The organism is Granulibacter bethesdensis CGDNIH1 (assembly GCF_000014285.2).
Lineage (GTDB): Bacteria > Pseudomonadota > Alphaproteobacteria > Acetobacterales > Acetobacteraceae > Granulibacter > Granulibacter bethesdensis.
Genome location: NC_008343.2, coordinates 2,237,730 through 2,259,467, shown reverse-complemented (window position 1 = coordinate 2,259,467; position 21,738 = coordinate 2,237,730). Strand labels below are relative to the sequence as shown.

Sequence of the window (21,738 nt, the reverse complement as noted above, 5' to 3'; positions counted from 1 at the left end):
TATGAGCTGGTTGACCGAATATGTGCGTCCGAAAATCCGCACCCTGCTGGGGCGCAGGGATGTGCCGGACAATCTCTGGGTACAGTGCCCTGCCTGTCAGCAGATGATCTTTGCCAGAGATCTGGAAAAGAATCAGCGCGTCTGCACCCATTGTGACCATCACATGCGCGGTACCGCGCTGGAGCGTCTGAAATGGACGCTGGATGAGGGCTATACACGGATCGAGCTGCCGAAAGCGCCACAGGATCCGCTGCGTTTCCGCGATTCCAAACGCTACACCGATCGTCTGCGTGATGCGCGGGAAAAGACGCATCTCGATGACGCCATCGTCGTGGCCCATGGCACGATCGAGGGTCAGAAAGCAGTTGTCGCGGCCATGGCGTTCGAGTTCATGGGTGGCTCCATGGGGGCGGCGGTCGGCGAGGGCATTGTGGCAGCCGCTCAGCTGGCGGTGTTGCAGAAAGCGCCGTTCATTATTTTCACCGCTTCAGGCGGTGCCCGCATGCAGGAAGCGGCAATCAGCCTGATGCAGATGCCCCGCACCACCATCGCCACGCGCATGGTGAAGGAAGCCGGGCTGCCGTTCATTGTCGTACTGACCGACCCCACCACTGGCGGCGTGACCGCCAGTTTTGCCATGCTCGGTGACATTCAGATTGCCGAGCCGAAAGCCCTGATCGGCTTTGCAGGTGCGCGCGTCATTGAGGATACGACCCGCGAAAAACTGCCGGAAGGCTTCCAGCGTGCTGAATTCCTGCTGGAACACGGGATCGTCGATATGGTGGTGCGTCGGGCGGATATGCGCGCGACCCTGTCCCGCGTGATCGCCTTGCTGACGGAGGGGGTGACCCTGCCGAAGGTGGAAAGCGTAGCCTCTCTCACAGAGGCGAAGCAGCCTGCCCGCACGGCGGATGCCTGATCAGGCCATCCGTCGCCAGCAATCCATTCCATTGAGGCCGAAGGCATGAGTAAAGGTCGCACCGAAGCGGTGATCGAGCGGCTGCACGGTTTGCATCCGAAGATGATCGACCTGTCGCTGGGTCGGCTCGAAGCCCTGCTGGAGAAGCTGGGCCATCCGGAGCGGTCGCTGCCGCCGGTCGTGCATGTAGCCGGGACCAATGGCAAAGGCAGCACCTGCGCTTTTCTCCGTGCGCTGGCCGAGGCGGCGGGGCAGCGTGTGCACGTTTATATTTCTCCCCATCTCGTCCAGTTCAACGAGCGTATCCGTCTGGCCGGAGAGCTGGTGTCCGAGCCGGTTCTGGTCGAGGCTCTGGAGGAGGTGGAGCGCGTCAATGCCGGCGCTCCAATCACCGTTTTCGAGGTCATCACGGCGGTCGCTCTGCTGTTGTTCAGCCGCGTTCCAGCGGATCTGTGTGTGGTGGAGGTCGGGCTTGGCGGCCGCTTCGATGCCACCAATGTCGTGACGCCGGTGGTCAGTGCGATTGCCTCGATTTCGATCGACCATCGTGAATATCTGGGCGACGACATCAGGGGCATTGCAGCGGAGAAAGCCGGCATTCTTAAATCCGGTGCGCCAGGCGTGACCGGCCTGCAACTGCCGGACGTGCTGGAAGTGCTGGATCGGGAGGCTGCGAAACAGGGTGTTTCTCTGCTGGCCCGTGATCGTGACTGGCATATCGCCAGGCGTGGGGACGGCTTGCGCTATAGCGATCCGGATGGCGTGGTTGATCTGCCGCTCCCTGCGCTGCCGGGTGAGCACCAGTTAGACAATGCCGGGATTGCCGTTGCGGCGATGCGTGCAGCGGCAAAAACCGCTCTCCCGTTGTCATGGCGGGCGGAAGGGTTGGCGCGGGCGGAATGGCCTGCGCGGATGCAGCGTCTGACCGGTCTGTTGGCAAAGGATTTACCGGATGGCTGGGAGCTATGGCTGGATGGCGGCCATAATCCGGGGGCTGGCGTGATGCTGGCGGGTCATCTGCGCGGCTGGAAAGATCGTCCGGCCCATGTGATTGTCGGCATGAAACAGGCAAAAGATGCCGGGCAGTTTCTGGCCTCGGTCCTGCCGGAGGCCGACACCGTCTGGGCCATTGCCGAGCCGGGTCAGTATCTGGCGCTGCCGGTGGAGGCAATTGTCAGCGCTTCGGGCGGCAAGGCGATTCCTGGTCCGACCGTGCGGCAGGCCATGGCGGCGATCCTGAAGCAGGCGGAGGCAGGGAGTATACCGGGCCGCATCCTGATTTGCGGCAGTCTGTATCTGGCGGGTGAAATCCTGAAGCTGGATCAGGGGCTGGCCTGATTTCCACAGGTTGATAAGAACCGGGCCGGGCTGAACGCCCGGCCCTGTCATACGGATCAGATATTCCCGCTGACCCACTGTTTCAGTGCGCTTTTCGGCAGGGCGCCGACTTGTTTAGCGATCGGCTGACCGTCCTTGAACAGAATCAGGGTCGGAATGCCGGTGACGCCATAGCGATTGGGGCTGTCGGGGTTTTCGTCGATATTCACCTTGGCGACTGTCAACCTGCCGGTATTCTCTGCGGCGACTTCTTCCAATGCCGGAGCGATCATACGGCACGGGCCGCACCACTCGGCCCAGAAATCCACCAGCACCGGCCCGGATGCACCCAGCACATCGGTTTCGAAGGTGGCATCCGTGACGGGTTTCGTATGCTCGCTCATGGGCAGTCTCTTTTCGATCATTGATCCCGTGGCAGCCTTATCAGACGGGATCCTGTTTGTTGATGGGCAGTTGAACAGGCAAGTGGGGCAGGCACCCGGTTTGATCAAGCCTTTTGATCAAACGCAGGCATAGCGACGCCGGGTGCATGCGGGTCCAGTAACTCTGATGGCAGTGTGTCGATCCGACCGGTTTCCGTCCATATCAATGCGCATAGAACATCCCGGTCCGGATAGATTGAGGACAGTACCGCACGGTAGGCTGCCATCTGCCGCAGATACAGCACCGGTGTCTCCGAGATGCTCGCAGGGGGGTGCCGGTTCGTCTTGTAATCCGCGATCAGGATACGCTCCGGCAACACCGCCAGACGGTCCACGATGCCGCCGATGACCTGTGGTTTGTCATCCGGGCCGATGACTCCGGTCAGTGGGACTTCACCCCGCCCGTCAGCGCCGAACAATGCGGCAAGGCGGGGATGATCCAGAATAGCGCTGATCTGCTTTGCCACATGATCGGCTTCCGAAGGCAGCGTCTGTAAGAGGAACCGCTTCATGGCGGCCTCACGTTCCTTGGCAGGCAACAGGGGCAGATGTTGCAGCAGTTGATGAATCACCTGTCCGCGCCGGAACCGTGCGCGTCGGTCGGCGATCAGCGGTGAGTCGGCGGCAGGCACGGGGCCCAGATCGGCATTGTCGGGGCGGCTTGGTGCGAGCGGCTCGGGGCGCACAGGCTCCGCAGGACGGGGGGCAGGCTGCCAGTCCGGAGCCTGCCCCATCCATGCGGGTGGGGCTTGAACGGGGGTAGAGATGTCGGTGCGTGCCTGCTGTGCGGCACGCTGTTGCGGGGAGGTCAGGCGGATTACCTCGCCATGATCTGTCCCGACGGTTTCGGCGTTTGGCAGTCGTTCCATCCCGCGCCGGATGGCGGCGTACCAGCTTTCATCCGGGGGCGGCTTGTTTTCCTTCCCCAGCCAGCCGCACACCAGCAGCCGGTCTCTGGCACGGGTCAGCGCGACATAGAGAAGTCGATTGTATTCCTCCTGTCGGGCAGCCTGTTCCTTTGCCTCCAGTACGGCGAAGCTGTCGCACTGAAAATCCTGATTGGGTTTCCACAGCGGTACCGACAGGCCGGTTTCAGGATCCTCCGTCCAGAGAATGCTGTTCTCCGTACGGGGGGTGGAGACAGTATCGGGCAGGATGACGATAGGGGCTTCCAGACCCTTCGAGCCATGCACCGTCATGATACGGACGGCCTGGCCGCCTGATGACATTTCGCGTTTGACCTCCGGCGCGGAGCGGCGCAGCCAGTGGACGAAACCCTGTAATGAGGGTGGATGAAGCTGCGCATAGCGCATCGCGGCATTCAGCAGCTCGTCGATCGGCTCGGAGGCTTCCGCGCCCAGACGCGCGAACAGGCGTGCCCGCCCGCGATGCCGCACCAGTGCGGCGCTGAGCAGGGCATGGGGCGTGGTGTAATCCACCTGCCCGAGCATATCTTCGAGAAAACTGGCGGCCTGATCCCACGCCGTGCGTTCTTTCCGGCGTTTTCTCAGCGTACCCCACAATGTGTCCCGACGGCCCAGCGCCAGTTCCATCAGGGAGTCGTCGCTCAGGCCGCCCAGCGGGCTGGTGAGCAGACAGGCCAGCGCCATATCGTCATCAGGCAGCAGCAGCGTGTCGCACAGGGCCAGCAGATCGGCCACGGCAGGCTGGCTGGTCAGGGGCAGCCGGTCCAGCCCCGCCACCGGCACGCCCCGCAGCTTCAGTGCCCGTTCCAGCAGAGGGGCGAAAGGTTTGCGCCGGCGCAGCAGGATCAGATAATCTCCCGCATGGATCGGACGGTTTTCACTCGGCAGTGTCTGGCCGATCCGGCTGGCGATCCAGTCCGCGAGCCGGCCCGCCAGCAGGCTGGCGGCGGTGGTGTGGGTGCCGTACTCCTCGGCAGGCTGCCATGCGGGGCGGGTTGGGGTTTCCGGGGTCTGCACTGGCTCCCAGATTTCCACTGTGCCCGCATCCTCGGCGCGGTCAGGCAGGTGGCGCAGGGTTTCTTCTGGTTCGATCACACCCTGACGGGCCAGCGGATCGGCGAATACCGCATCGGTCAAGGCCAGCACCGGGGCGGTGGAGCGGAACGAGACCGTCAGGGGACGGTCGCGCCATTCATAGCCGATCTGCTGCACACGGTGCGCCATGATGCCGCGCCAGTGCCGGAAAGCCTGCGGGTCGGCCCCCTGAAACGAGTAGATCGACTGTTTCGGATCGCCCACCGCAAAGACAGTCCGGGGTTTGCCCTGTTCGGCGCGATCATCGAGACCGGCGAAAAACTCCGCCGTCAGGGTTCCGGCAATCTCCCACTGTTCCGGAGCGGTATCCTGCACTTCATCCAGCAGCAGATGGTCGATGCCGCCATCCAGCTTGTACAGCACCCAGGCAGCGCCGGGTTCTCTCAGCAATGCGCTGGTGCGCCCGATCAGATCGGAGAAATCAACCAGCCCGCGCCGTGCCTTGTCCTTTGCGTAGGCCTCGGCCACCGGGATCGCCAGCCGGGTCAGGGCAGCGGAGAGGGAGGCAAGCCTGATCGCATGCAGGGTCTGACGGATTGAGACGATCCGATGCGACTCATCAACCAGAGTCTCCCGGGAGGTATCGGCGCTGGTGCCGCGATTGGCCTTGTTTTCGTTGAACAGGGTTTTCGGGCTGCATGGCTCCCCTTTGGCGGTCAGGAACAGGCTGGCCCATTCCTCCCAGCGTGTTTGACGTTCGGCAGGCGACAGGGACAGCCAGGCGAGCATCTGTCCTGCTCTTTCGCGCACGGTGTTTGATCCGTTCTCGAACGCATCCCGCGCTGCCTCACGGACTTTGCCGATGGCGGTCCACTCGACGGCGGTGGCCAGCAACGCTTCTTCCCCCTGACTGCCCGGCACGCCCAGCGCCCGGCGTTGGGCGGCTTCCAGCCCAGCCAGAGATGGGGTCAGCCGGTTCAGGCGGTCCGGTTCGATATGCAATCCAGCGGAGAGCATGCCGAATGTCTGAAGGCTGATCTGGCCGGAGAGCAGGGACAGGGAGGCATGATCCGCCGTCGCTGCCAGCATCGTCTCCTGCGCTTCCTGGCGGGTGACTTCCTGCTCAGCCGGTTCGATCATTTTGAAGTGGGGACTCAGTGCGGCTTCCAGCGGAAAGCGCCGCAGCAGAGACTGGCAGAAAGCATGGATCGTCTCGATCCGCATGCCGCCGGGCAGATCCAGCACCTGCGCAAACAGAGCGCGCGCCCTCAGCCTGGCTGCATCGTCCGGCGTGAAGGCCAGCGCCGCCAGCGCCTGATCGAGCGCCGCATCGCTCATCGTCACCCATGCGCCCAGTCTTGACCGCAGACGGATCGCCATTTCCGCCGCACCGGCCTTGGTGAAGGTGAGGCATTGAATCCGCCCCGGATGGGCGCCGGAGAGCATCAGGCGCAGCAGCCGGTCTGTCAGCAGCTTGGTCTTGCCCGACCCGGCAGAGGCACTGACAAAAGCGGAAACGATGGGGTCGGAGGCATCGCGCTGATTGCGTTCCGCTTCATCGCGGGGAGAAAACGCGGCGCTCATGACTCGTCACCATCCGCCCATTCCGGCACGCGGGCCAGATGCGCATAAGCATCCATGGGCGCATGGCCGGGGGCAAAAGGTTGTGCCAGATAGGGAAAATCCGGATCGTCATAGCGCATGACCAGATCGCGCAGCTTCTCGGCCGCCAGTTGCGCCTGTTCTTCGGCCCATGCGGCGGGGGCTTTCCTGCCGAGAATGATTTCCTCGCCGGCGACACGGCCGCCACTGAGCCGCCAGTACACCAGTTCGGACGGATATTGTGCCGGTACATCCGGGAAGGCCCCCGCCTTCATCATCGCGGCTTCCAGCGGCAGTTGCGGAGCCTCTCCGCTCAGAATCGCCGGTGCAGAGGGAACCGTGCCGGTTTTGTAATCGAGCAGACGGATACTGCCGTCCTGCCTGATCTCGATCCGGTCGGCCCGGCCTTTCAGCGTGAAGGGGCCGCCCGGGAAAGCCGATAAATGCCAGATGCCGGAGGTTTCGGTATGGATTTTCGTATCCCGCTGCTCCCGGGTTGCCACCCAGGCTGCGATCCGGTCGAGACGCGGCAGCCACCAGCTTCGCAGGGCAGGGCGAGGATTGTGGCGGTCCAGCGCGACCCGGAATGCCGTGCGCAGGGCGGCCGGCAGGTCCCCATCGGGCCATTGCCGGGCGGCATTTTCCAGAAAACACTGCATGCCATCATGCACGATCATGCCGAAATCGGCGGCATCAGTATCCTGTTCCAGCGGATCAAGCGGTTTCAATTTCAGGATACGCTCCGCATAGACTCGATAAGGATCGCTCAGCCAGCGTCCTATTTCCGTCACACTCAGGCTGCGAGGACGTGACCTGCGGGGTGGGCAGGGGCGAGGCGGCCTGACCGGGGCAGGCCGTTCCGGTTGATCCAGTATTCCGGCCCAGGCGGTGGCGGGGTGGGTCGGCAGATGTTTCCCATGTCCCTTCAGCAGAGCGTCGATCCGTGCCAGCCAGCGTGCTGTGACGACAGGCGCACCTTCCCGCCGGGCGGGGCAGGACAGGATCGCCACGGAGGCGCTGCATACTGCCTGCACGAAATCATGGGCCGCCTGACCGATGATTCGCTCGGCGCTCGGCAGCCCGACACGGCTGCGCATCGGGCGGCTCATCCATGGGCCGGGATCCGTGGCGGGGGGCCATACCCCCTCGCTCAGACCACCCAGCACAGCCACATCCACATGTTGAAGCTGTGCCTCCAGCAGGCCCCAGATAAACAGGCGCGGATGTTCGGCATCGTTCTCGCCGAAGCGGCGCAGGGCACGGCGGCTGCGGACGGCAATGCCTTCCAGTACCGCGTCGAACAGGCCCGGCAGCGTATCGGGCGGTTGCGGCGGCAGCACCGTCAGGGCGGGCAGCGTCTCCGCCAGCAGGACGGCCAGCGCCTCCCCTTCCTCCAACGCCCACAGACGCTCGGCGCCGGAGTGAGTATCGCTGGCGGCCACGGCTTCCCCGGCGGTCAGCAAGGCGCGCAGGTAGTCATGGGGCGCAAGCTTTTCCTGTGCTACGAGGTCGATCAGGGGATGCAGAACCTGTTCCAGCCGGTCGATCAGAGCGGCGGCTTCCGTTTTTCCGGCTTCGAGGACCGCACGCAGCCCGGACAGGCCCGGCGGAGGACGCGGGCCGCGCAGGGCGTGCTGTTCCAGCCCGCGCGCCGCATGCAGCGTCATCAGACGGTCCATGCCCAGCGCTGTCATGGGATGTTTCAGCAGGGATAGCAACGAGACCGGAGAGAAACCGCTCCGCACCGTTTCCGCCAGCAGGCGCAGAAAGAGGGCAGGGGGTGTTTCGGCAAGCGGTTCGCCGGCGCTGTCATCGGCGATGACGCCGAACCGGGCCAACTCGGTTGACACTCTCACCGCCAGCCCGCGATCCGGCGTGATCAGCGCGGCCCTCCGTCCCGGTGTCTCCAGCGCATCCCGCAGGATCAGCGCGATGGCGACGGCCTCCTGCTGTTCATCTTCCGCTTCCAGACGGAACACGGATTCGGAGGAAGGCGGCGTGGTTTCGCGCCAGAGCGTCAGGGCTTCGGCAGGAAGCAGCGCCTGATGCAGCAGACGGGAGCGATCAGCAGGGCGGGAAGGCGGGGGCGTCAATCCCCATGGTGCTACATCATCCCGCCTTGCATCCATCATGGCCAGCAGGTCGCGCATCCCCGCCTGTGGATGAGAGGCCTCCAGCATGCCCCATGCTTCCTCCGGCATGGTCATGTCGAGGCCGGGCAGGATCACCAGGCCCTGCTTCAGTCTGGCGATGGTTTTCAGCAGCATCGCTTCGGCCGGGGCCGCGCCGGAAATCCCCGCCGCCCAGAGACGTGTCGCAGGCGGATGATCCTGCCAGTGCGTCGCCTGAATCCGCAGCAGGGCGGCCTGCCGCGCTGCCGGATCGGTCAGACCTTCCTCCGCCAGCCAGTCCGGCCAGGCACGGGTCACGATCTGAAGAAAGGTCAGAGTCGTCTGCCAGTGCGCTGCGAAAGATGGATCGACCGCATCGGGCAGGGACGTTGCAAGATCAATCCCGGCGCGGGCGGCTTCGTCCAGGAGTTTGGCCAGTTCTCTGGCCAGCATCCATGCATTATCCGCCGACAGGGCCGGGTCTGGTAATGCCAGAATCAGCCGTGTCAGCTCCGCCAGACGACGGGGCGTGTCCACGGCGGGCGGCAGATCCAGTGCGCCATGCAGGGCCAGCGGTGTTTCGTCCAGCGCGCCGAGGGCCGTGATACGTGGCAACAGCAACGGGCGGCCATTGGAGATACGCAGAAACGCATCGGCCAGCGCCCGCGCAGCGCGCCGTGTCGGCAGCAGGATGATGCCATCAGCCGTATCAAGCGGGCTTTGCTCACCCTTCCCCAGCCAGGCAGACGCGACAGTGTCGAGAAACGGCCAGTCCGGCGGGATGGAGGTGATGCGCATGGTGCTGCCTAACGCGTTTCGCCGGTTTCCGCCGCGTAGAGTTTCTGTTCTGCGACCTCCAGATCTTCCGGAGTGGACAGGTGGAACCACAGCCCGTCATGCACCATGGCCCGCAGCCTTTCCGCCTCGATGGCGCGGTCCCACAGCAGGTTGGTGCTGAATGGTCCCTCCGGCGCATCGGCGAACAGGCGGGCGGATGCGATCTGCACCCCTGCGAACAGATAGGGGACGATTTCCATTTCCTTACGGCGGCGGACATGGCCCAGCGGGTCCAGTACGAAATCGCCCGCGCCCACTTCGGCGGAAATCTGGAATGTCCGATGTACCAGCAGCAGCGCGTCCATCGCGTCAGCGCTACCCCATTGCGTCCAGGCTTCAGCCAGCCGGTCGAGCATCGGGATGGGGCCGTTGAGCCAGAACGCATCGCCATTGACGACGTAGAACGGCTCGGCCTGATCCAGCAGCCCGTCTTTCAGTGCGGCGACGATGGCTCCCCCCGTGTCGAGCAGGGTTTCCTCGGCCCGGACCACGATGCGCGGATCGTGACGGGCAGCGATATGGGCTGCGACCAGATCGCCTTTCCAGTGGGTGTTGACCACCACATGCTCCACCCCGGCCTCGAACAGGCGATCGAGCGCGTGGTCCAGCAAGGTCCGTCCGGCCAGCGGCACCAGCGGCTTGGCGGTGGTGTCTGTCAGGGGGCGCATGCGGGTGCCAAGGCCAGCCGCCAGCAGCATTGCGTGTCGTATCGTCATAATTCTGGTCTTTAATCCCTGGCAGAGCCTGTCTGTTCCGGCAACAAAAGCGCCGGGTTACCGCGCCGGGAGGCCGGCACGTGATCGTTGAAGAAATCCATCAGCGCCTGATTGGCCGGATGTGTCAGCGCATGCAGCAGCCGACGCCAGGAGCGTGGTCCATGCGTCAGGTAACCAGTCTTGCCATCCCGTTGTGCCAGCCGCACCCATAGCCCGGCATGCCGCATATGGCGTTGCGCCGCGCAGACCGCACAGGCTGCGGGCAGAGAGTCCGGACCGGTTGGGCCGAGGCTCAGGCCGAGTGCTGTGGCATAGCGTGCGATCTGCTGTTCCGCGAAACCATCCGGCATCTCCCGGCGTGCATCCTGGGTCAGGGAGACCAGATCATAGGCGCCATGCCCGGCCCCGAGATCCTGAAAATCGATGATGCCGGTGCGGCGGAAGCCATCTCGTTGTGGCAGCCAGAGCAGGTTGCCACCCTCGAAATCACGATGCACCGGAACGGGAGGAGAGGCGGCCAAAATAGACAGCGTTTCATCCAGAGCCGCATGCAGCGCGGCGATGACGCGGGCGGAAGGCGTTTCTCCGAACGTGGCGGGCCACCACCAGCCCAGAAACGTGTCGCTGGTTGCATCCCGCATGGCCGCGCCATCCCAGCGCAGCGGATCCGGTGGCATGGGCATACGGTGCAGCACGGTCAGCGCGCTGGCGGCGGCTTCCCCGAACGCATCCGCGTTGCTGTCATCCAGAAGAGTACGATAGAGCGCATCGCCCAGATCTTCCAGCAGGACCAGCCCGGCCTCGACATTGGCGGCCTCGATATGAGGAACGGACAGACCCGTACCTTCCATGGCAGAGGCAATGCGCAGAAATGGCTCCACGGCTTCGTGGGGAGGTGGCGCATCCATCAGCACCAGCGTAGCGCCTGTTTCGTCACGCAGCCGCCAGTAGCGGCGGAAGCTTGCATCCCCGGCCAGTGGCGTTCGCTGAAAATCCGCACAGCCATGCTCGGCCAGAAAACGGGTGATGGTATCCTCGCGCATCGCTGTATCGGCGGATGGGGTACTCATCGGGACAGGCGATCCGCAGGCCAACCGGACAGATGGGCATGGCGCGCGCCATCGTTGTCGGGCACGGTTTCCAGCCGGATGGTCAGCGCCTGCGGCGGACGCAAATCTTCCAACCGGTCAGGCCATTCGACGATGACAATGTCTTTCAGCAAGGCGTCCCATCCCAGTTCATGCAGCGCATCAGGCCCGTCCAGACGCCATAGATCCAGATGGGCCACGGCTCCACGTGGCGTATCGTAGCCTTGCACCAGCGTATAGGTGGGGCTTGGCACTTCCATGGCCGGATCGCCCGCCATATGGCGCAGCAAGGCACGGACCAGCGTGCTTTTTCCGGCGCCGAGAGAGCCTTCCAGCAGGATGACATCACCGGGATGCAGCGTATCGGCGATCTGGCGGCCCAGAGCCTCCGTCGCTTCCTGATCGGTCAGCACCAGCATGGATGAAGAAGAGGTGGTCAGGGACATGCGTCTTACTATGCCTCATCCGGAGCAATGCAACAGGCCCGGATCAACCTCGCATGTAACCGGCGCGGCGCTTTTTGGGAATGTGGGCATCGGGAGTCGGAATAGGCAATTGTCGCATTTTCGTGGCCGTCTTATGGTCCCGCCCATGACACAGATCGACCTGGCCCCCCCTGCTTCTTCGACCCAGCCCCGGATAATCGACACCGATGTCGCTATTATCGGCGCGGGGCCAGCCGGATTATTTGCTGCTTTCGAACTGGGGATGCTGCGGTTACGCGCCGTGCTGATCGACGCGTTGCAGGAGGTCGGTGGCCAGTGCGCGGCCCTGTATCCAGAAAAGCCGATCTATGACATTCCCGCCCATCCGGCGATTTCCGGTGGCGATCTGATCACGGCGCTGGAACGGCAGATTGCCCCTTTCGACATGCCCCGCCTGCTGTCCCGCCGGGTGGAGACACTGACCGGAACACAGGGCGATTTCACGCTGACGACCAGTGCCGGCGATACGGTGTGCGCACGTGCCGTGGTGCTCGCGGCCGGCGCGGGTGCATTCGGACCGAACCGTCCGCCGCTGGATGGGCTGGAAGCGTTCGAGGCTTCCGGTGCCGTTCAGTATTATGTGCGTCGCCGGGAGGATTTTCGGGGGCGCTCCGTCGTGATTGCGGGTGGCGGTGACAGCGCGGTGGACTGGGCACTGGCCTTACGTGGGATTGCAGCCCGGATTTTCGTGGTGCACCGGCGCGCCAAATTCCGTGCCGCCCCGGAATCGCTTGCGCAACTGGAGCAAGCTGCGGCAGCGGGGGAGGTAGAGCTGGTGGTCCCTTATCAACTGCATGGTCTTCAGGGTGCAGAGGGGGTGTTGTCCGTCGTTGAAGTTGCGACGCTGGATGGCGAGATACGCCGTCTGGAGGCTGATTGCCTGCTGCCTTTCTTCGGTCTGTCGATGGATCTGGGGCCCATTGCGGAGTGGGGGCTGGCGCTGGAACGTCATCATATCACGATCGATCCGTCGCGTTGCGAGACCAATGTGCCGGGTATTTTCGCTATCGGAGATGTGGCCACCTATCCGGGCAAGCTGAAACTGATTTTACAGGGATTCAGCGAAGCCGCGATGGCGGCGCATGCCATCCATCCGATCGTGCATCCCGATCAGGCACTACATTTTGAATATTCGACCAGCACCGGTGTTCCAGGCTGACCCGGCATGGCATGTATTCCTTCATTTTGCCGCAATGATCGCCTAAATGTGAAGGGATCATGAAACCGCTTATTGGCATTTCCTGTTGCACGAAGCCGTTCGGGGCTTTTTCGACACCCAACCATGCTGCGTCGGATACATATGTACAGGTGACCGATGATGTGATCCGGGCTGTGCCGGTGCTGATCCCGGCGAATGGAGACCGCGCCGATCTCTCCGCCCTGCTGAGCCGGCTGGATGGCATTATTTTTACCGGTAGCCGATCCAACGTGCATCCCGGTCAATATGGCGGTGCGCCGCATGCGGAGGGAACGCCGGAAGATGTGCGGCGTGATGCGGTGACATTGCCATTGATCCGGGCCGCTGTGGCCTGCGGCGTGCCGATTCTGGCTATCTGCCGCGGCTTTCAGGAACTGAATGTTGCTCTGGGCGGCAGCCTGCATCAGGTTTTGCAGGATATGCCGGGTTATCTGGATCATTCCACTCCGATCGTGCCGCAATCCTCCCTGCGCAATGGCAAGGCGCATATGGTCACCGCCGTGACCGATGGCTGGCTGCACCGTTTGTCTGACTCGGCCTCTTTTGCTGTGAACTCTCTGCATAATCAGGGCATCGACCGGCTGGCTCCGCCTCTGCGTGCCGATGCGCATGCGCCTGATGGTGTGATCGAGGCTGTCCGGGCAGTGGATTGCACTGGGTTTGTGGTGGGCGTGCAGTGGCATCCTGAATTCGATTATCTGACCGATCCATTGTCGCATCGTATTTTCGAGGATTTTGGTGCGGCGGTGGAGGCTCGCCATCGGGGGATCACCGGCAAGGCAGCCGGCCGTTCGGATGGACTAGCCAGCGCGGCTGAATAAAATCCGTCTGCATGGGGCCTGCATGCGGGGAGTGTGCCGGGAACAGCGCTGGTGTTTCTGGCGGGTTTTGATAAGCAGGATGAATGCAGAGCGTTTTTCCTCCCCCGACTCCCGTGATTGTGCCCGTGACGGATGGAAGGGGTTTTCCCGTCCGAAGAGTATTTTGTGTCGGCAGGAACTATGCTGCTCATGCGCGTGAAATGGGGAGTGATCCGGCGCGCGAGCCGCCATTTTTCTTCTCCAAACCGGCTGATGCGGTGGTGCCGGGGGATGCGGATATTCCTTATCCTCCTGCGACCGCCTTGCTGCATCATGAGGTTGAGCTGGTCGTGGCGCTGCATTCCGGCGGACGCGATATTCCGGTCGAGGCTGCACTGTCCCATGTGTTCGGCTATGCGGTCGGGCTGGATCTGACGCGGCGCGATCTCCAGTTCGCGGCGCGTGATGCGGGGCGTCCGTGGGATATGGCGAAGGGGTTCGACCACTCCGCCCCCATCGGACCGATCACGCCGGTGGTGGGGGGCGGGTTGCCCAATGGAGAGTCGGATGGGGATATCGTGCTGACGGTCAATGGCACCGAGCGTCAGCGCGGGCGGCTGAGCGACATGATCTGGTCAGTCAGTGAAATCATCTCGGCCCTGTCGCGTCTGGTCACCCTTGCAGCTGGTGATCTGATCATGACTGGTACACCGGATGGGGTTTCCGCCCTGTCGCGCGGGGATGTCCTGAATGCATCGGTGTCTGGCCTGATCCCCCTGCGCAATCGCATCGTCTGAGGAAATGGCACTCATGCGTGTGCGTGTTGCGACCTGGAACATCAATTCCCTGCGTCTGCGTCTGCCCTTGCTGGAGAAAGTGCTGGCCGAGCTTGATCCGGATGTGCTGTGCCTTCAGGAAACCAAGGTGCCTGACCCCTTGTTCCCGGCAGATCTGTTCCCCGGCAGGGCGGCGGAGCATCACGGTTATGCCCATGTCGCCTATCGCGGGATGAAAGGATATAACGGGGTTGCCATTCTTTCCCGGATTCCTTTCACGGTGGATGAGGCGGCGCCGGACTGGTGCGCCAAAGGCGACTGCCGTCATATGGCGGTGTCGCTGGCAGTGCCGTCAGGTCCCGTGGCGCTGCATAATTTCTATGTCCCGGCAGGCGGGGATGAGCCCGACCCGGCTATCAACCCGAAATTCGCGCATAAGTTGGCTTTCGTGGAGGAAGCCACGGCCTATTTCGCGGCGCAGTCTCCTTTTACCCGCACCGTGCTGGTCGGTGACCTCAATATTGCTCCGCTGGAGCATGATGTCTGGAGCCACAAGCAGCTGCTGAATGTGGTCAGCCATACGCCGCCGGAGACCACCCGGATGAGACAATGGCTGGAAACCGGCTTCGTTGATGCAATACGCCATTTCGTGCCGTCGGACCGCAAGCATTATACGTGGTGGTCATACCGGAACCGGGACTGGCGTGCGTCTGATCGGGGGCGGAGGCTGGACCATGTGTGGGTCAGCCCTGATCTGGTTTCTTCACTGCAAGGCCATACAACCTTGAAAGAGGCCCGAGATTGGGAGCGTACTTCTGATCATGTACCCGTCAGCGTGACTTTGTCGCTGTAAGGCCCTTACCATAATCTGCCGCGGGCCTATCCGGGACGCCAATCCTCCCTCGTGTGGGCAGAGGGAGGGGCGCTTCAGGGAAGCAGCCGGTATCCCCCTCCTTCAGTGGTCAGGAGTTGCGCGCTGGAAGGATCCTGCTCGATTTTCTGCCGCAGGCGATAGATATGGGTCTCCAGCGTATGCGTGGTGACGGCGGCGTTGTAGCCCCATACCTCGTTCAGCAGCACCTCCCGCGCTACGGCCTTGGTTCCGGCACGGTAGAGAAATTTCAGAATGGAGGCTTCTTTCTCGGTCAGTCGAATGCGCTTGTTCTGTTCGGTTTCCAGCAGTTTTGCGGCGGGCTTGAAGATGTAGGGACCGATTTTGAACGCTGCATCCTCGCTGTTTTCGTAGCTCCGCAGCTGATTGCGGACCCGGGCCAGCAATTCGGCCATGCGGAAAGGCTTGGCGATATAATCATTTGCCCCTGCCTCAAGCCCGCGTACGACATCATGTTCTTCGTCGGAACCAGTCAGGATGATAATTGGCACCTTGACGCCCATGCGCCGCCAGCGCACGCACAGATCCCGCCCGTCCCCATCCGGCAGGCCGACATCCAGAATAATGGCATCAAAGCGAGAGATGTTATCGCTGAGAAAATCGTCTGCCTCTTTTCCGTTGATGGCCGGGATAGCGACGAACTCCCCGTCGACCGACAGCTGATCAGACAGGGTTTCCCGTAGCATTGTATCGTCATCAACGACCAGGATAGGGCGTGTGTGTGGCATACGGGTTGTCTCCAATCGAGGCAGGCCTGTAGAGAGTGATATGTTACGGCTGGCAGGTAAAGTCAAAATGTCATCGTAATGATGGAAACTAAAATCATAGACATTGTGATAGATATTTTTGGGTCACATAAATGTTGTGAAGGAATTTTTCATGCATTGATATAGGAGGGCAAAAATGAAATTTTCAGTTGTAACTAAAAAGCATATCATCTTTCAAAGGTGCTGACAATTTTAGTAACCATTGTTTTTTTGAATGGCGCATTGGTTTAAATGGAAAACAATACGGCAAACTATATGGAAGCAATCATAAGTCCGGATGGACGGCTGATGTATCGGAATACGGTTCTTCGAGTTGCGCTGGGACGAGCAGGCGTTACGACCTGCAAGCAGGAAGGGGACGGAGCTACGCCGGTCGGCATCCTTCCTCTCCGTCGGGTGTTTTACAGGGCTGATCGTCTGACAATACCGGTTTGTGCTTGCCCGCTGGAGCCAATCGCCCCGTCTGATGGCTGGTGTGACGATCCGGCGCATCCACAATATAATTGCCGGATAACCCGACCGTTTTCAGCCAGTCATGAAGAATTATGGCGTCAGGATGATCTCTACGATATTATCGGTGTGTTGGGATGGAATGATCAACCAGTTGAAAAAGGCAGAGGCTCTGCCATTTTTCTGCATGTCGCGCAGCAGGATTATCAGCCTACGGCGGGCTGCCTTGCTCTTGCGGCCCCGGATGTTATCCGTCTGCTCAAGGACGGAATAACATCCTTCAGGGTGTTGCCTGCCTGAGGGCCGGATCAGATGAGAAAATTCATCTGCCTCTGTGACGCAAAGATGTGGCTATCAGAAGCGATGGAAGATGGTCAGAGCGGGTGGGTAGTTTCTGACGCGCCACTCGGCGATGCCAGAGTATTGACGCCGTCAGGCAACTTCTTCGCGTGATTCTTCCAGAGCCGTGGCGTAACCATCCTGTGCCATTTTATTGGCCACGGACTGTGCGGCCAATGCCCGTGCCATCTGGCTGAGGGCTTCCTGATGCTTCTCGTTGTCGATCGCTGCAAAGTTGCGTGCAAGTTCGAGGCACATGCGCTGCCGCGTCGTCAGATCGGCTGTTTTGCTTTCAGTAGCAAAGCCATCAAAGAACCAGGAAATCGGCACATTCAGCACATGCGATATCTGATAAAGCCGACCCGCTGAAATGCGGTTCAGCCCGCGCTCATATTTATGGGCTTGCTGATAGGTCACGCCAATCATCTGGGCCAGCTGCTGCTGGGACAGCCCGAGCATGACCCTGCGCTCCCTGATGCGATTGCCCACATGCCTGTCTGCATCACTGGCCCTGGCTGCGGCGCGACCGCCTGAAGCGGTTCGCGAGGTTACAGCAAGAATGCTTCCTTCATCAGCAACAGGATATGCCGGGTTCGGCTGGGGCAGGTGTTCTGCATCCTGTGCGATATGATTAGTAGAAGACTGCATGTTTCAATTCCTGTCGGACACTGCCGGATTTGACCCTTCAATATCTGGGAGGGGTTCAGAGAAGAGTTCAGGTGGGATGGCTTGCAACCAGATCGATCAAAACGAGCGTAACAAAGACAATAAATTGATAAGTGTTCTCCATTAATACAATCACGTTCTTGTGAATTTTGTCATTCAATAAAGGTAGTCACCTTATAATCGTTATTTAAAATTGCTTTGTGCTTTCTTTAGTTGATCTTTGAGAGCTTTTATTTCTTCTTTTAGTTGAATGATCTCTTGATCGGCAGAGAAACGCTCATCCTGTTTTTCTGAGACCGGAGTCTCCGGTCCTTTATAGAATGGATTGAAAAGACTCATGGCTTTTTCAATCATGGCCATATTCTGACGGCTGACTTCTTCCAGAGTACTGCTGGAAGCGAACGGGAAAAAGCTGCCCATAGTGTGTTGTACTGCACTGCGCATCTGCTGTTGCTGATGGGCAAAGGTGCTCATGGCTTCCTCAAGGTAGCGGGGCACAATGGATTGCAGGCTATCCCCATAAAACCCGATCAACTGCCGGAGGAAGGTGGTAGGCAGCATGGCCCGCCCCTTGTTTTCTTCGTCGACGATAATCTGGGTCAGAACGCTTCTTGTGATGTCTTCGCCGCTTTTGGCATCGAAGACGGAGAATTCGCGCCCCGTGCGGACCATGTCGGCCAGATTTTCAAGCGTGATGTAACAGGATGTCTCGGTATTATAGAGGCGGCGGTTGGCGTATTTCTTGATAATGACGGGTGGCGGGGCCCCATGGGAATCATCCTGGGAATCATCCTGGTCCGGTGCTGCTTCCCCATTCGCCTGCGCCACGTGATGCATAGAGGCGTTTTTGACGGACCTGGACGGGCGTCCAGCAGCACGGGAAGAAGCGGGACGCGGGTTGGGCATGGACATACTCTGCTCTGCGGGGCCTGCATCGACGTTACCGGGAGGGCGTCAGCGGGGCCAGAAGTATATGCTGTGCTTATAGCGCAGCCGGGAGGAGCCGTGATGACCGGTTTTAAATCCTGAGCGAAACAAGAAGCATCGCTGGCCGGTATTCTCGCATCTGTCACATTGTGGCAAGCACGATCTTTCCTCATTGGAAGAAATGGGTGATTCATGGCGGGAAACGACACGGGGGCAGGACCGTCGACGGAAGGAAGCGGATCCGGGACGACGTCCGATTCGACATCCACCGCTGATTTTGCCCGTGACTGGGTCGATCTGTGGCAGAGCGAATTATCGGCACGTGCCAGTGATCCGGACTCTTTGTCTGCATGGCAGGCTCTGGCGCAGAATTGGTCGGCCATGGCAGCACAGTCGATGGAAACCATGCAGGCTGCTCTGAAAGCCTCGCAGGAGCGTGGCTATCAGCAGGAGCCGGGACAGGCGGGCGGAGAAGAAAGTGGATCACAACAGTCCCGATCCGGCAGACAGGCCGGAGCAGCCGCGCCCCATGCACCGCAGCGGCCCACGGCCGCTCGGCCTGCATCTGACCCTCGCGATGATGCGCTCCGGTTTCTCCTTGGCAGGGTTGCAGAGCTGGAAAAGCGGCTGGCCCGCCTGGAAAACGCCGCAGGCGGCGGAGATGGCGGAAAAGCTGCTGCAAAACCTCGTGGTCGAAAGGCTTCATCACGGGAGAGCGGCGGGAAAAACTGAATTTTCTCCACTGTTGGAGCAAGCGGTCTGGACCGAGTCTCTTCAGCGTGATGCGGCTCTGATCGCGGGTGTAGCGGCGTATCGCCGGCATCCTTATTATCGCCATGCTCCGCCGAGACAGGTGATCTGGCGGGAGGGGGGAAGCACGGTTCTGCGGCACCCTGCGCCGGGTTCCGGCCATTTGCCGCCTGTTTTGCTGGTCCCCAGTTTGATCAATCGCGGCTATGTACTCGATCTGGCACCGGGTTATTCCCTGATGGATCGGCTGGCTCAGGCCGGGTATCGCGTCTTTCTGCTGGAATGGGGCGGGCCGGGGGAAACTGAACAGCATTTCGGTCTGACCGACTATATTGCGGGCCGTCTGGATCGCGCTGTGCAGGCTATTGCCGATCTGACGGATCAGGCTGTGGTCATGGCTGGATATTGTATGGGGGGCCTGTTGGCTCTCGCTGCGTCTCTGCGCCGTCCGGAGGCGGTGCGGGCGCTTGCACTGTTGGCCACTCCCTGGGATTTCCATGCGGCCGGGCCGGAGCATCAGCGTCTGAGTGCTGCGTTGCAGCCTGTTCTGGGGGGAATACTGAAACAGTACGGCTGTCTGCCGGTGGATATTCTCCAGATTATGTTTGCGTTGATTGAGCCGTTTGCGGTTGCGGATAAATACCGTGCTTTTGGTCGCCTGCCGCAGGATCATCCGCGTGCCGACCATTTCGTGGCGCTGGAGGACTGGCTCAATGACGGGATCTCCCTTGCGGCCCCGGTGGCTCAGGAGGTGGTGAATGGCTGGTATTGCGACAATCTGCCGGCACAAGGCGGATGGAAAGTGGCAGGGCATGTGGTTGATCCCGCCGCCTTGCACTGTCCGGCTTTTGTGGCTGTTCCATCCCGGGACCGGATTGTGCCGCCCGCCAGCGCCCTGAAGCTGGCACAGCTTATCCCTGGTGCGTTGCTGCACCGGATGGAGGCGGGCCATATCGGCATGACGGCGGGCCGCTCGGCAGAGGCTGTGCTGTGGCAGCCTCTGCTACGTTGGCTGGGAACTGTCTGAGTTTCCGGCTTATTCGGCTGGTTCGGTGATCCCACGCTGGGGGGCGGAGGGATAGACGCCGAGGATTTTCACTTCCCGGCTGAAAAAACCAAGTTCTTCAAGCGCCCGGCGGAGCGGCGGCTGTTCGGGATGACCGATCACATCGCACAGGAACTGTGTAGCGGTGAAGGCACCATCCAGCATATAGCTTTCCAGCTTGATCAGATTGATACCGTTGGTAGCGAACCCTCCCAGCGCCTTGTAGAGCGCGGCCGGGATGTTGCGCACGCGAAAGACAAAGGTGGTCATGGTATCGCTGCGTTCCGGCTCTGGCGGCGCGGCGGCGGTCGAGACGACGTAAAAGCGGGTCGTATTATGGGCTGCATCCTCGACATTCCGGCGCAGGATATTCAGGCCGTAAATTTCGGCGGCGAGGGGGGAGGCGATGGCGGCATCCTCGGTACCCCCCAGTTCGGCAACCAGCTTTGCAGCGCCTGCGGTATCGGCTTCCACGACGGCTTCAAGCCCCAGATCGCGCAGGATGTTACGGACCTGACCCAGTGCCACTGCGTGGGATCGGGCCCGTTTCAGCGTTTCCAGCGTCGCGCCATGTGGGGCCAGCAGGGCATGCTCCACGCGCTGGAAATGCTCGCCGACGATGAACAGCCCGCTGGCAGGCAACAGGGAGTGAATATCCGGCACCCGGCCGGCCAATGTGTTCTCGCAAGGCAGCATGGCCAGATCGGCCCGTCCGTCGCGGACGGCCTCGATCACGGCTTCGAAAGTCGGGCAGGGCAAGGTGTTCAGATGCGGATAGGCGGCACGGCAGGCGAGGTCGGAATAGGCACCGGGTTGCCCTTGAAACGCGATCGGACCGCGATAGGACGCGGCAGGTGGTGCAGGGGGGAAAGGGTTCATGCCGAAGGCTCCGTGACGGAGGATGACCAGGTGCGGAGCACCGCGCGGGCGCGTTCCAGGTCGTCCGGCGTATCGACGCCGAAGGGCGCGTGCTCGACGCGGGCGCAGCCAATCCGCATGCCTGCTTCCAACGCACGCAGCTGTTCCAGCTTCTCGCGTTTTTCCAGCGGGCTTTCAGGCAGGGAGACAAACCGGTCCAGCGCGGTACGCCGATAGGCATAAATGCCGATATGATGCCAGAGCGATCCCGGTCCTGATGGGACCGCCGCACGGGAGAAATACAGTGCCGGAGCAACGGTGCCGGACGGATCGGGAAAAGCGCAGACGGCCTTGACCACGGCGGGGGAGGTCCGCTCTTCCTCAGTGGTGATTTCCGCCACCAGCGTAGCGATGTCGAAAGTCGGGCTGCGCAGAGGCTTCAGCACCGTGCTGATCATGTCCGGCGGGATGGTGGGCAGATCGCCCTGAAGATTGACCACCGCATTATATCGCATCTCCGGATCGAGCACGCCAAGTGCCGCATGCACACGGTCGGTCCCGGCGGGCAGGTCCGGATCGGTCAGGATGGCGGTTCCCCCTGCGGCGCGCACGGCGGCGGCGATTTCTTCTTCTGCGCAGGCGACAGCCACCGGCCCGATCCCGGCCTCCATCGCCCGGTCCAGCACATGCAGGATCATCGGGCGCCCGTTGAGATCGGCGAGAGGTTTGCCGGGCAGGCGGCTCGATCCCATGCGGCTGGGAATGACGATGAGAGGGGTCATGCGGTCGAT

20 protein-coding genes are annotated in these 21,738 nt (G+C 61.6%); 9 read left to right on the top strand and 11 right to left on the bottom strand.

Annotated elements, in window-relative coordinates; all coding sequences use genetic code 11:
* Window position 1 precedes the first annotated feature (1 nt).
* Both accD and GBCGDNIH1_RS22575 read left to right on the top strand, forming a co-directional pair.
* Entirely contained in the window at window positions 2–919 is a 918-nt protein-coding gene (accD, locus tag GBCGDNIH1_RS22580) for an acetyl-CoA carboxylase, carboxyltransferase subunit beta (RefSeq protein WP_011632713.1), read from the top strand.
* A 45-nt stretch (window positions 920–964) separates the two neighbouring features.
* A complete protein-coding gene (locus GBCGDNIH1_RS22575; protein ID WP_011632712.1) occupies window positions 965–2,257 on the top strand; it encodes a bifunctional folylpolyglutamate synthase/dihydrofolate synthase in 1,293 nt (430 codons plus the stop codon).
* A gap of 56 nt (window positions 2,258–2,313) precedes the next feature.
* On the opposite strand, the gene trxA is transcribed toward GBCGDNIH1_RS22575, so the two are convergent.
* From trxA to tsaE, 6 genes are all read right to left on the bottom strand, one after another.
* Entirely contained in the window at window positions 2,314–2,640 is a 327-nt protein-coding gene (gene trxA, locus GBCGDNIH1_RS22570; RefSeq protein WP_025318524.1) for a thioredoxin TrxA, read from the bottom strand.
* 104 nt (window positions 2,641–2,744) lie between these two features.
* Window positions 2,745–6,224 (bottom strand): double-strand break repair helicase AddA, encoded by a 3,480-nt coding sequence (gene addA, locus GBCGDNIH1_RS22565; protein ID WP_011632710.1) that lies wholly within the window; start codon window positions 6,222–6,224, stop codon window positions 2,745–2,747.
* A complete protein-coding gene (gene addB / locus GBCGDNIH1_RS22560; RefSeq protein WP_011632709.1) occupies window positions 6,221–9,151 on the bottom strand; it encodes a double-strand break repair protein AddB in 2,931 nt (976 codons plus the stop codon). The genes addA and addB overlap by 4 nt, the downstream gene beginning before the upstream one ends.
* A gap of 8 nt (window positions 9,152–9,159) precedes the next feature.
* Entirely contained in the window at window positions 9,160–9,906 is a 747-nt protein-coding gene (locus tag GBCGDNIH1_RS22555; RefSeq protein ID WP_011632708.1) for a nucleotidyltransferase family protein, read from the bottom strand.
* Window positions 9,907–9,917: 11 nt separating this feature from the next.
* Window positions 9,918–10,976 carry an aminoglycoside phosphotransferase family protein gene (locus GBCGDNIH1_RS22550; RefSeq protein WP_011632707.1) on the bottom strand — a complete coding sequence of 353 codons (1,059 nt, stop codon included), beginning with the start codon at window positions 10,974–10,976 and terminating at the stop codon, window positions 9,918–9,920.
* A complete protein-coding gene (gene tsaE / locus GBCGDNIH1_RS22545; protein ID WP_011632706.1) occupies window positions 10,973–11,440 on the bottom strand; it encodes a tRNA (adenosine(37)-N6)-threonylcarbamoyltransferase complex ATPase subunit type 1 TsaE in 468 nt (155 codons plus the stop codon). The genes GBCGDNIH1_RS22550 and tsaE overlap by 4 nt, the downstream gene beginning before the upstream one ends.
* 145 nt (window positions 11,441–11,585) lie before the next feature.
* Between tsaE and GBCGDNIH1_RS22540 the strand changes: the two genes are divergently transcribed.
* The 4 genes from GBCGDNIH1_RS22540 to GBCGDNIH1_RS22525 all read left to right on the top strand — a co-directional run bounded on the left by GBCGDNIH1_RS22540 (window position 11,586) and on the right by GBCGDNIH1_RS22525 (window position 15,106).
* The gene (locus GBCGDNIH1_RS22540) at window positions 11,586–12,638 is read left to right on the top strand and encodes an NAD(P)/FAD-dependent oxidoreductase (protein ID WP_025318528.1); all 1,053 of its coding nucleotides are present in this window, start codon (window positions 11,586–11,588) and stop codon (window positions 12,636–12,638) included.
* A 59-nt stretch (window positions 12,639–12,697) separates the two neighbouring features.
* A complete protein-coding gene (locus GBCGDNIH1_RS22535) occupies window positions 12,698–13,498 on the top strand; it encodes a gamma-glutamyl-gamma-aminobutyrate hydrolase family protein (protein ID WP_011632704.1) in 801 nt (266 codons plus the stop codon).
* Between the two features lie 83 nt (window positions 13,499–13,581).
* Window positions 13,582–14,274 (top strand): fumarylacetoacetate hydrolase family protein, encoded by a 693-nt coding sequence (locus GBCGDNIH1_RS22530; protein ID WP_011632703.1) that lies wholly within the window; start codon window positions 13,582–13,584, stop codon window positions 14,272–14,274.
* A 4-nt stretch (window positions 14,275–14,278) separates the two neighbouring features.
* Window positions 14,279–15,106: an exodeoxyribonuclease III gene (locus GBCGDNIH1_RS22525; protein WP_011632702.1), complete on the top strand. Its 828-nt coding sequence runs from the start codon at window positions 14,279–14,281 to the stop codon at window positions 15,104–15,106.
* A gap of 74 nt (window positions 15,107–15,180) precedes the next feature.
* On the opposite strand, the gene GBCGDNIH1_RS22520 is transcribed toward GBCGDNIH1_RS22525, so the two are convergent.
* Window positions 15,181–15,873, bottom strand: a complete 693-nt coding sequence (locus GBCGDNIH1_RS22520) for a response regulator transcription factor (RefSeq protein WP_043453070.1) — start codon at window positions 15,871–15,873, stop codon at window positions 15,181–15,183.
* A gap of 294 nt (window positions 15,874–16,167) precedes the next feature.
* On the opposite strand from GBCGDNIH1_RS22520, the gene GBCGDNIH1_RS22515 reads away from it, so the two are divergent.
* On the top strand, window positions 16,168–16,662 hold the full coding sequence (locus GBCGDNIH1_RS22515; protein WP_043454442.1) for a L,D-transpeptidase family protein: 495 nt from the start codon (window positions 16,168–16,170) through the stop codon (window positions 16,660–16,662).
* A gap of 132 nt (window positions 16,663–16,794) precedes the next feature.
* On the opposite strand, the gene GBCGDNIH1_RS22510 is transcribed toward GBCGDNIH1_RS22515, so the two are convergent.
* On the bottom strand, window positions 16,795–17,262 hold the full coding sequence (locus tag GBCGDNIH1_RS22510) for a helix-turn-helix domain-containing protein (protein ID WP_050748562.1): 468 nt from the start codon (window positions 17,260–17,262) through the stop codon (window positions 16,795–16,797).
* A 288-nt stretch (window positions 17,263–17,550) separates the two neighbouring features.
* Complete coding sequence (gene phaR, locus GBCGDNIH1_RS22505) at window positions 17,551–18,279, bottom strand: polyhydroxyalkanoate synthesis repressor PhaR (protein WP_011632697.1); 729 nt, start codon at window positions 18,277–18,279, stop codon at window positions 17,551–17,553.
* A 207-nt stretch (window positions 18,280–18,486) separates the two neighbouring features.
* Between phaR and GBCGDNIH1_RS25050 the strand changes: the two genes are divergently transcribed.
* Window positions 18,487–19,026, top strand: coding sequence for a hypothetical protein (locus GBCGDNIH1_RS25050; protein ID WP_232449649.1), 540 nt, complete (start codon window positions 18,487–18,489; stop codon window positions 19,024–19,026).
* 13 nt (window positions 19,027–19,039) lie between these two features.
* Window positions 19,040–20,071 (top strand): alpha/beta fold hydrolase, encoded by a 1,032-nt coding sequence (locus GBCGDNIH1_RS22500; RefSeq protein ID WP_232449648.1) that lies wholly within the window; start codon window positions 19,040–19,042, stop codon window positions 20,069–20,071.
* A 9-nt stretch (window positions 20,072–20,080) separates the two neighbouring features.
* Here GBCGDNIH1_RS22500 and GBCGDNIH1_RS22495 read toward each other — a convergent pair whose 3' ends face one another.
* On the bottom strand, window positions 20,081–20,968 hold the full coding sequence (locus tag GBCGDNIH1_RS22495; protein WP_011632694.1) for a prephenate dehydratase: 888 nt from the start codon (window positions 20,966–20,968) through the stop codon (window positions 20,081–20,083).
* Complete coding sequence (locus GBCGDNIH1_RS22490) at window positions 20,965–21,729, bottom strand: 3-deoxy-manno-octulosonate cytidylyltransferase (RefSeq protein ID WP_011632693.1); 765 nt, start codon at window positions 21,727–21,729, stop codon at window positions 20,965–20,967. The genes GBCGDNIH1_RS22495 and GBCGDNIH1_RS22490 overlap by 4 nt, the downstream gene beginning before the upstream one ends.
* Between the last annotated feature and the right edge of the window lie 9 nt (window positions 21,730–21,738).

Coding starts and splice junctions, on each gene's coding strand:
- accD (WP_011632713.1), top strand. CDS start 2: ATGAGCTGGTTGACCGAATATGTGCGTCCGAAAATCCGCACCCTGCTG.
- GBCGDNIH1_RS22575 (WP_011632712.1), top strand. CDS start 965: ATGAGTAAAGGTCGCACCGAAGCGGTGATCGAGCGGCTGCACGGTTTG.
- trxA (WP_025318524.1), bottom strand. CDS start 2,640: ATGAGCGAGCATACGAAACCCGTCACGGATGCCACCTTCGAAACCGAT.
- addA (WP_011632710.1), bottom strand. CDS start 6,224: ATGAGCGCCGCGTTTTCTCCCCGCGATGAAGCGGAACGCAATCAGCGC.
- addB (WP_011632709.1), bottom strand. CDS start 9,151: ATGCGCATCACCTCCATCCCGCCGGACTGGCCGTTTCTCGACACTGTC.
- GBCGDNIH1_RS22555 (WP_011632708.1), bottom strand. CDS start 9,906: ATGACGATACGACACGCAATGCTGCTGGCGGCTGGCCTTGGCACCCGC.
- GBCGDNIH1_RS22550 (WP_011632707.1), bottom strand. CDS start 10,976: ATGAGTACCCCATCCGCCGATACAGCGATGCGCGAGGATACCATCACC.
- tsaE (WP_011632706.1), bottom strand. CDS start 11,440: ATGTCCCTGACCACCTCTTCTTCATCCATGCTGGTGCTGACCGATCAG.
- GBCGDNIH1_RS22540 (WP_025318528.1), top strand. CDS start 11,586: ATGACACAGATCGACCTGGCCCCCCCTGCTTCTTCGACCCAGCCCCGG.
- GBCGDNIH1_RS22535 (WP_011632704.1), top strand. CDS start 12,698: ATGAAACCGCTTATTGGCATTTCCTGTTGCACGAAGCCGTTCGGGGCT.
- GBCGDNIH1_RS22530 (WP_011632703.1), top strand. CDS start 13,582: ATGCAGAGCGTTTTTCCTCCCCCGACTCCCGTGATTGTGCCCGTGACG.
- GBCGDNIH1_RS22525 (WP_011632702.1), top strand. CDS start 14,279: ATGGCACTCATGCGTGTGCGTGTTGCGACCTGGAACATCAATTCCCTG.
- GBCGDNIH1_RS22520 (WP_043453070.1), bottom strand. CDS start 15,873: ATGCCACACACACGCCCTATCCTGGTCGTTGATGACGATACAATGCTA.
- GBCGDNIH1_RS22515 (WP_043454442.1), top strand. CDS start 16,168: ATGGAAGCAATCATAAGTCCGGATGGACGGCTGATGTATCGGAATACG.
- phaR (WP_011632697.1), bottom strand. CDS start 18,279: ATGTCCATGCCCAACCCGCGTCCCGCTTCTTCCCGTGCTGCTGGACGC.
- GBCGDNIH1_RS25050 (WP_232449649.1), top strand. CDS start 18,487: ATGGCGGGAAACGACACGGGGGCAGGACCGTCGACGGAAGGAAGCGGA.
- GBCGDNIH1_RS22495 (WP_011632694.1), bottom strand. CDS start 20,968: ATGAACCCTTTCCCCCCTGCACCACCTGCCGCGTCCTATCGCGGTCCG.
- GBCGDNIH1_RS22490 (WP_011632693.1), bottom strand. CDS start 21,729: ATGACCCCTCTCATCGTCATTCCCAGCCGCATGGGATCGAGCCGCCTG.